The sequence below is a fragment of the Chroococcidiopsis cubana SAG 39.79 genome, from assembly GCF_003991895.1.
GTDB lineage: Bacteria > Cyanobacteriota > Cyanobacteriia > Cyanobacteriales > Chroococcidiopsidaceae > Chroococcidiopsis > Chroococcidiopsis thermalis.
Genome location: NZ_RSCK01000159.1, coordinates 1 through 8,158, shown reverse-complemented (window position 1 = coordinate 8,158; position 8,158 = coordinate 1). Strand labels below are relative to the sequence as shown.

General features: G+C 44.2%; 7 protein-coding genes. 4 read left to right on the top strand and 3 right to left on the bottom strand.

The genetic code is table 11. The annotated features are described in order from the left end of the window. Positions 1-322 precede the first annotated feature (322 nt). Together DSM107010_RS35635 and DSM107010_RS35630 are read right to left on the bottom strand one after the other, a co-directional pair. The gene (locus tag DSM107010_RS35635) at positions 323-688 is read right to left on the bottom strand and encodes a hypothetical protein (RefSeq protein ID WP_015154134.1); all 366 of its coding nucleotides are present in this window, start codon (positions 686-688) and stop codon (positions 323-325) included. Positions 689-890: 202 nt separating this feature from the next. Next, entirely contained in the window at positions 891-1,832 is a 942-nt protein-coding gene (locus DSM107010_RS35630; protein ID WP_127025240.1) for an SDR family oxidoreductase, read from the bottom strand. A gap of 586 nt (positions 1,833-2,418) precedes the next feature. On the opposite strand from DSM107010_RS35630, the gene DSM107010_RS35625 reads away from it, so the two are divergent. The 4 genes from DSM107010_RS35625 (at position 2,419) to DSM107010_RS35610 (ending at position 7,390) form a co-directional block, all read left to right on the top strand. Further along, positions 2,419-3,144, top strand: a complete 726-nt coding sequence (locus tag DSM107010_RS35625; protein WP_106169046.1) for a DUF4198 domain-containing protein — start codon at positions 2,419-2,421, stop codon at positions 3,142-3,144. A gap of 196 nt (positions 3,145-3,340) precedes the next feature. Then, positions 3,341-4,327, top strand: a complete 987-nt coding sequence (locus DSM107010_RS35620; protein ID WP_106169047.1) for a zinc-dependent alcohol dehydrogenase family protein — start codon at positions 3,341-3,343, stop codon at positions 4,325-4,327. Between the two features lie 350 nt (positions 4,328-4,677). After that, positions 4,678-6,588 (top strand): molecular chaperone DnaK, encoded by a 1,911-nt coding sequence (dnaK, locus tag DSM107010_RS35615; protein ID WP_106169048.1) that lies wholly within the window; start codon positions 4,678-4,680, stop codon positions 6,586-6,588. A 154-nt stretch (positions 6,589-6,742) separates the two neighbouring features. After that, a complete protein-coding gene (locus DSM107010_RS35610; protein WP_127025238.1) occupies positions 6,743-7,390 on the top strand; it encodes an acetoacetate decarboxylase family protein in 648 nt (215 codons plus the stop codon). 49 nt (positions 7,391-7,439) lie between these two features. Here the strand turns inward: DSM107010_RS35610 and DSM107010_RS35605 are convergent, their stop codons facing one another. After that, a complete protein-coding gene (locus DSM107010_RS35605) occupies positions 7,440-7,955 on the bottom strand; it encodes a response regulator transcription factor (RefSeq protein ID WP_015154140.1) in 516 nt (171 codons plus the stop codon). Positions 7,956-8,158 lie beyond the last annotated feature (203 nt).

Genomic DNA, 8,158 nt, shown 5'->3' with positions numbered 1-8,158 from the left:
GAAAAAGCCGTCTTTAGATATCCATCCTCATGGCTTGCCAGCTCTACCTCCTACTATTTTTTGAGCCGTCGAACTCACGTGTTTTAAGGCAGCATATCTATAAATTGTTATTCATAGTCTGCCCATTTTTAGCGAGAAAAATGCAAACTTAGCGATATAGGGATAGGGTGTAAGAGAAGAACAAGCGCAGATTTCTGGTTGTTGTGAGACTTGGGGCTAAGCCCGCCCGTACACCAAGCGTAGGAGCGGGTATTGAATGCCGATTTCTGGTGACGGTTTTGAGACTTGGGGCTAAACCCGCCCCTACGATTCCTGATAACTATTATCGTTTCGTAGGAGGTTCTTCACCCTCTACATACATTGGTGGTTCGATCGCGAAGTTATCAAGCCTTCCAGACTCATCAACAACATAACCATCTGTGGTCGTAAAGCCCTCGCCCTCTTCCTCTTCCTGTTGCTTAAAGGCTTCGAGTTGTTGTTTGCTCTGTTCGGTTGGAGTATTAGCTGGAATCACCGCATCAGGTGCATTAACCGCTGTAGTTTGAGCGGTTTGTACGCCAATGTGGTCGTTTCCTGGCGCACCTCTCCCAGGTTCGGCTGCTCTTGGGTCTTCTTGTTGTGTCGGACTCACAGCAGTTTCGGATTCCTGCGAGTCTTCTTTTGGTGGTCTGGCTGGATCGTTAATCATATTTTTTACCCTCCAAATTGTCGTTGCGATCGCGGTAGATGCGTTACATGTAACGTCTCTACTATTGTTCGCGTTTTTATGAAGATATCTGAATTTGCTTTGGCTTTGTCTCTTTCGCGAGAATTAAAGTGCCAAAGCACAGGGTAGAGATTACGTTGTAGAGACGTTAAATGTAGAGAGGTTACATGTAACGTCTCTACATTTAAGGCAAAATTTTCTCTAGCCACTCGGTAAAACTGGGAATCGTCCAGTGGCGGAAATCGCCTTCAACTTTGTCGTAGCCTGTAATTGGAGCAAAGACGTTGTTAGGTGCATCTTCTGACTTCACTTCCTTAGTACGTTGTCCTTGAAAACCTACCAGTACCAGAAGAGTATCTACTAGAGATGGTGATAGCCGTTGCAGCAGATCTAGGACTCTACCTACATCTCCTACAATGTAGTCACGGGTGGGATGTTCGGCAGCGTAGAGGATGGCATCGGCAACCAGACTCGGCTGGTAGTAAGGAGGTATACCCGTGGGTTTTACTCCCAGTTTGGTTTTGACTTTGTTGTAGTAGGGAGTATTGATCACAGCAGGTAGGATACTGGTGACGCTGATAGGGATGTTTTCGTGTTGTAATTCGACGCGCAGAGATTCGAGAAAGCCTTCTAAGCCGTGCTTAGCTGACGAATAAGGACTTTGCAAAGGGAGCGATCGCCTGCCTTCCACTGAGGAAATGTGAATCAGCGCCCCCCGTCCTTCTTGCTTTAAATATGGTAGAGCTGCCATTGCGCCATACACTTGTCCCATCAATACAACGTCAATGACACGTTTGAATTCTTCTGGCGTAATTTGTTCAAACGGGGCAAGAATACCTGTAGCAGCCGCATGAACCCAAGTATCGAGTCTGCCGTAGGTTGCTACTGCTTTATCTGCGATCGCTTTGACTTGTTGAAAGTCGCTAACATCCGCCAGAATATAAGTCGCCTCCCCTTTTGCCGCTTCGATTTCTTCTACTAAGGAGAGCAACCCTGGTTCGCTACGGGCTGCCACGATAACTTTTGCACCTTTTGCAGCAAACTTTAATGCTGTTTCTCTTCCAATTCCACTAGATGCACCAACAATTGCCACAACTTGTTGCGCGATCGGCTTGAGTTTTGTCACTGTGTCTCCTTTATATGACTCGTTTTTCCGCTCAAATCCATCGAAGCTAGGAAAAATATCGAGTTTAAATTATTAATTTTGAACTTTTATTAATTAATGTAATTAAGTTCGAGAAGTGAGACATCAGCCGAAAGATTGGTTGCGATCGACCGTTATTCAAACTCTTGAGAATGCATTAACTTTCTGACATCACTCTAAGGGAGTAAATATTGTATTTTATATTTAATAAATCTATTTAAAGAACGACTTCCAACTTTTTATTTAACCTTCTGCTCTAATGAGAACTCTGTCATTTTCGCATTAAATAATTTTGCTTTGTTTATCGTTTTGTATTTTACTATTTTCAAGCAGCACGTAATAGTGTAGTTGCGCTATTGATATTGCATAAGATCCCGCTCAAAATTTACTTTATTTTAATAAAAATTTTCGTTTGGATGCCCAGATGGGGCATTGTTTTTTCTCAATAAAAAAAGTTTACTGAAACTATCTAATGATTACTGATTTCTTACTCGATACCTGTGCAGATGTTCAAGTATTTTCGCAGTAAGAATTAGTAATTCATGAATTACTAAATGAGGAAGCGATTGTGAGGAAATATCTCAGTAAATTGATGCTGGCTCTGACAATTTTACCATTAATTAGTCAGCCAGTTTTCGCCCACGTTGTCTGGGTAATCAAGGGCGAAAAGCAAGGAGAGTATGAAGTTTTATACGGGCATCCAGAGGAGGATAAACCAGAAGCATACGATTCAATCAAATTTCAAGAAGCTACAGCTTACAATAGTTATGGATTTCCTCAACCGCTAGAAGTTAAAAGAAAATTTGAAGGCGTAACCCTAGTTTCCCCAGGAGATATTGCTGTCATTACTGCCGTCAATAACAATGGTTACTTCATTGTTTCTAATGACGATGAATACACAAATGTTTTCCGACCAGATGCTTTAGCAGCTAACAACGAAGCGACTGAAGTTACTCACACATACAAATACACCAAATCTTTTTTCCAGCCTACGGGTTTAGCCACCCAACCATTTGGAATGAAAATGGAAATTGTACCTTTACAAGATCCGTTTGATGTTGGTGCAGGTAGCTCGTTGCGCGTGCAAGTCTTGTTTGAAGGCAAACCCGTAACAGATGTAACTGTAGAATATGAAGGGAAAGAAGTACCGGTAAACGATCGCGGTATTGCTACAATTACTCTGACACAGAAAGACATACAAATTGTGGAAGCAGAGTATAGAGTTCCTTCTACCGACGATCCAGCTACCGATGAAATTGCTTACGCTGCCTCGCTAGCAATTCAGAAGAAATAAATAGAGTGGTGGGCAATGCCCACCCTACGCTTGAACTTTACTTCTAAAATCTTGTGCGATCGCAAGTTATTTATACAAATACAATATTTCTCATTTCTATAGTATAAAACAGTAAATAGAGGGTTATTGGTTGTCAGTTAATGATTATTAGTCATCGATAACTGATAACTGATAACTGATAACTGATAAATGTTCTATGCGAGCAATGATACTAGAGGCACAGGGTAAACTGCTACGAGTAGCAGAACTACCAATACCACAGCCTAATTCGCAACAAGTACTGATTCGGGTTCGGGCTTGCGGTGTCTGTCGCACTGACTTGCATATCGTTGATGGAGAATTAACCCAACCCAAACTTCCCCTCATACTGGGACATCAAATTGTTGGTACCGTTGCTGCTGTAGGGGAACAGGTGCAACAATTTCAAATAGGTAATCGCGTCGGCGTTCCGTGGCTAGGGCATACTTGCAACTGCTGTCGTTATTGCCTGAGTGGACGCGAAAACTTATGCGACTACGCCCAGTTTACGGGATATCAAATCGATGGTGGTTATGCCGAATATGCTGTAGCCGATGCCCAATTCTGCTTTCCCATTCCTGAAGGCTATCCCGACTTGCAAGCTGCACCGCTGTTGTGTGCCGGACTCATCGGTTATCGCTCCTATAAAATGGCAGAGGACGCAGAAAAAATTGGTTTTTATGGTTTTGGTGCAGCCGCCCATATTTTGATTCAACTCGCTCGCTACCAAGGGCGAGAAGTGTATGCTTTTACTCGTGCGGGAGACGTAAAAGGGCAGGAATTTGCTCTAAATTTAGGTGCTGTCTGGGCTGGATGTTCAGAAGATTTACCACCAGTCCCTTTAGATGCAGCAATTATTTTTGCCCCGATTGGTTCTTTGGTTCCGACTGCTTTACGTGCGGTGGTTAAGGGGGGTGTGGTTGTCTGTGCGGGAATTCACATGAGTAATATTCCTGCCTTTCCTTACGAAATTTTATGGGAAGAAAGAGTATTGCGATCGGTTGCTAATTTGACGCGCCGTGATGGGGAAGAATTTCTGGCTTTAGCTCCTCGAGTTCCAATTCGTACTGAAGTCCAGCCTTTTCCCTTAGTGCAAGCAAATGAAGCCTTAGATGCGCTGCGTAGCGGCAAAATTAACGGAGCTGCTGTAATTGTAGTGGAATAACAGTTTTGACGGCAAACACACCCAACCGATTACGGTTCACCCTATAACCACCAAGCCTTGAGTTCACTACATTAGACACAGTGAAAGCATACAGCAGCTATGTTAGGGGTTGAACAGTGGCAAACGGCATGACAAGCTACAAGCGCAAGCGACAAGCTCGATCGCAAATCAACCGTCCTTACACTTGTTCGGCAAACCACCCTTCATCAAGTAGCTACCCACAATCAGTATATAGATCAGTACAAAAAGACAAAAACATTGTATTGAAGCTGGAGCGCTGCTAGTTCAACTTTTAGCTGTAGTGTATTCAATCGTTTTTAGTAGTTAGTGTTAGGGAGCCAGAACCTCCGATGGCAAAAGTAGTTGGAATTGACTTAGGTACGACAAACTCTTGCGTGGCAGTGATGGAAGGTGGTAAGCCTACTGTAATTGCCAACGCTGAGGGATTTCGCACAACGCCTTCTGTAGTAGCTTATGCCAAGAATGGCGATCGCTTGGTGGGTCAAATCGCCAAGCGTCAAGCGGTGATGAACCCAGAGAATACTTTTTACTCTGTCAAGCGTTTCATCGGACGCAAACATGAGGAAGTCACCCACGAAACCACTGAAGTATCCTACAAAGTCTTGCGGGATAGCAGTGGTAATGTCAAACTCGATTGTCCTGCGGCTGGTAAGCAGTTTGCTCCAGAAGAAATTTCCGCTCAAGTCCTGCGCAAGCTGGTAGAAGATGCTAGCAAGTATCTCGGCGAAACGGTGACTCAAGCGGTTATCACCGTACCTGCTTACTTCAACGACTCTCAGCGTCAAGCTACCAAAGACGCTGGTAAAATTGCTGGGATCGAAGTACTGCGGATTATCAACGAGCCTACTGCTGCTTCGCTTGCCTACGGATTTGACAAAAAGAGCAACGAAACTATCCTCGTATTTGACTTAGGTGGTGGTACGTTTGACGTATCGATTCTAGAAGTAGGCGATGGCGTATTTGAAGTACTAGCCACTTCTGGAGACACGCACTTGGGTGGTGACGACTTTGACAAGAAAATCGTTGACTACCTAGCTGAAGAATTTAGAAGATCTGAAGGCATCGACCTGCGTAAAGACAGACAAGCACTACAACGCTTAACCGAAGCCGCAGAAAAAGCCAAGATCGAGCTATCTAGCGTCACTCAAGCAGAAATCAACCTGCCATTTATCACCGCAACCCAGGATGGTCCAAAACACCTGGATATGACGCTCACCCGTGCTAAGTTTGAAGAACTCTGTTCTGACCTGATTGATCGCTGTCGCGTTCCTGTAGAAAATGCGATGCGCGATGCCAAGCTAGACAAGAGTGCTATCAATGAAGTTGTCTTAGTTGGTGGTTCTACCCGTATTCCTGCCGTACAAGAAGTTGTCAAGCGGGTTTTGGGTAGAGATCCTAACCAAAGCGTCAACCCTGATGAAGTGGTAGCAGTTGGTGCAGCGATCCAAGCTGGCGTACTAGCAGGCGACGTTACAGGCATTCTGTTGCTCGACGTATCGCCGCTGTCGCTGGGTGTAGAAACCCTTGGTGGTGTAATGACAAGGATTATTCCTCGCAACACCACGATTCCTACCAAGAAATCAGAAGTCTTCTCCACCGCTGTAGACGGTCAAACGAATGTAGAAATTCACGTTCTACAAGGCGAACGGGAGATGTCCAGCGATAACAAGAGCTTGGGAACCTTCCGCTTAGATGGCATTCCTCCCGCACCCCGTGGCGTACCCCAAATCGAAGTTACTTTCGATATCGACGCTAACGGTATCCTCAACGTGACTGCAAAGGATAAGGGTAGCGGTAAGGAGCAGTCAATCAGCATCACTGGCGCTTCTACTCTCGATAAGAATGAAGTCGAGCGCATGGTGACAGAAGCTGAAAGAAACGCTTCGACAGATAAAGAACGCCGCGAGAAAGTCGATCGCAAGAACCAAGCTGACTCTCTGTTATACCAAGCCGAGAAGCAGTTGAAAGACTTGGGTGATAAAGTCCCAGCGAGCGATCGCACTAAGGTTGAAGGTTTAATCAAAGACCTGCGGGAAGCCGTCAGCAAAGAAGATGACGAAGCGATCCAACGGGTAATGCCAGAACTACAACAAACACTCTACGCGATCGGTACTAACCTCTATCAACAAGCTGGTGGTGCTGCGCCTGGTGGAGCCAATCCTGGTGCTGGCGACGGTGGTTCTACCTCCGCACCTGGTGGCGACGACGTAATCGACGCTGACTTCACTGAAAGCAAGTAAACAAGTCAAAAGTTAAAAGTCAAAAGTCAAAATAATCGATCGTCCCCATACTAGTATCGAGCTAGGTGGGGATTTTTTCTATTTTGGTAATTGGTAATTGGTAGTTGTTGGTCACCGATAACTGATAATTGATAACTGGTCACTGGTCACTGTTATGTCTTACCCTCAAGCACCTTGGACGCTTCAAGGCTACGCCTATCAAACTCTGCAACTTCTGGAGTGCGATCGCGTGCGTCCCCTAATTCCTTCAGAATTAAATCTTGTTTCTGTCTTTCCTGGAAAAACCGTTGGCGGTGTCTATTTATCTAACTATGGTGCTGGTTCCGTGCTGGAATACAGCGAGTTAATCGTTGTTGCTGGTTTTGTCAGCTATGGTGGAGAAATTGGCGGTTGGGTTTCTCACATTTATGTAGATAACCCTGATTCTGTAGCGGGTGGTCGCGAGATTTGGGGATTACCAAAGGAAATAGCTGATTTTACCTGGACAGACCGTAACGCGACTGTGAGGCAAGGCGATCGCATTCTTTGCTGTTTGAAGTACCATCAGCAGAACTTTGGTCTGCCAATACCCTTGGGTGCATCTAGCTTTAGTAGTCTAAACTCTAATCTACTCCTGTTTCCCGCTCAATTAAAGGCTCGTTTAGGATTAGTGAGTTCCCAATTAGAAATTCCCCCAGAAAGTCCTTTTGGGGGATTAAATCTCGGTCAACCTTGGTTGACAGTTCATGCTGACCAAATGGAATTGACAGTTGGTCAGCCTTCTATCGTGGGGCAAAGAGATTTAGAATTTAACGTAGTGTGACGAGAGATAACATGTAAAGACGCGAGATTTTGCGTCTTTACATGGAGCATTAATAATCGTATCGGCTGAAACTCTTCCTGTCTACTGCTTCATTTTTCTTAAGCAGTATTCTTTTATCAGTTCGGGAATAAATCGGAATTATCTTTGTAAAATTTTGTGTTTTTGCCTGCTCTTGTTTGGTTGCCAAAAGTGTTTCAACTTTTAGCAAAACTTCATCTAAATCTATTGGCTTGCGAATGAAGCCGTCAATTTTGACCTTTCTTGGGTCTAATTGGGGCAAAGTGTCATAAGCCGTAACTAGCACGATCGAGACTGAAGGTTGATTTTGCGAGATCCACTGCGCGACTTCATATCCATCGATGTTTGGCATCATTACATCTAATAAAACCAAATCTGGTGGATTTGCTTCGATTTTTGCAATGGCTTTATATCCACAGTCTGTGGTATCAACCTCATACCCCTCTGCTTCTAATATTGTTGCCAAAAGCAAACAGTTGTCGAGCAAGTCATCGACAATCAGAACTTGCTTTTTTCTAGAATCAAGCTGGCAGAATAGGTCTTTCATAATTTTAATGATGTGCAATTGATGCTTTCACTGCACTGTCTTCCCTATTTTGCCTGCTCGGATAAACCGATCGCCTCCCGCTAGGGAAATACTCTAGATTGTTTAGCAAGTCAAAAGTTAAAAGTTAGGCAGCTTGTAAAAATAACTTAAGCAACTTTTAAAGGACTAAGTTATGATTTTAGAGCAGCATTGAGATTGAAACG

Bases quoted from the DNA above. Each gene is read 5' to 3' on its own strand.
- DSM107010_RS35635 (WP_015154134.1), bottom strand. From the start codon at position 688: ATGATTAACGATCCAGCCAGACCACCAAAAGAAGACTCGCAGGAATCC.
- DSM107010_RS35620 (WP_106169047.1), top strand. From the start codon at position 3,341: ATGCGAGCAATGATACTAGAGGCACAGGGTAAACTGCTACGAGTAGCA.
- dnaK (WP_106169048.1), top strand. From the start codon at position 4,678: ATGGCAAAAGTAGTTGGAATTGACTTAGGTACGACAAACTCTTGCGTG.
- DSM107010_RS35610 (WP_127025238.1), top strand. From the start codon at position 6,743: ATGTCTTACCCTCAAGCACCTTGGACGCTTCAAGGCTACGCCTATCAA.
- DSM107010_RS35605 (WP_015154140.1), bottom strand. From the start codon at position 7,955: ATGAAAGACCTATTCTGCCAGCTTGATTCTAGAAAAAAGCAAGTTCTG.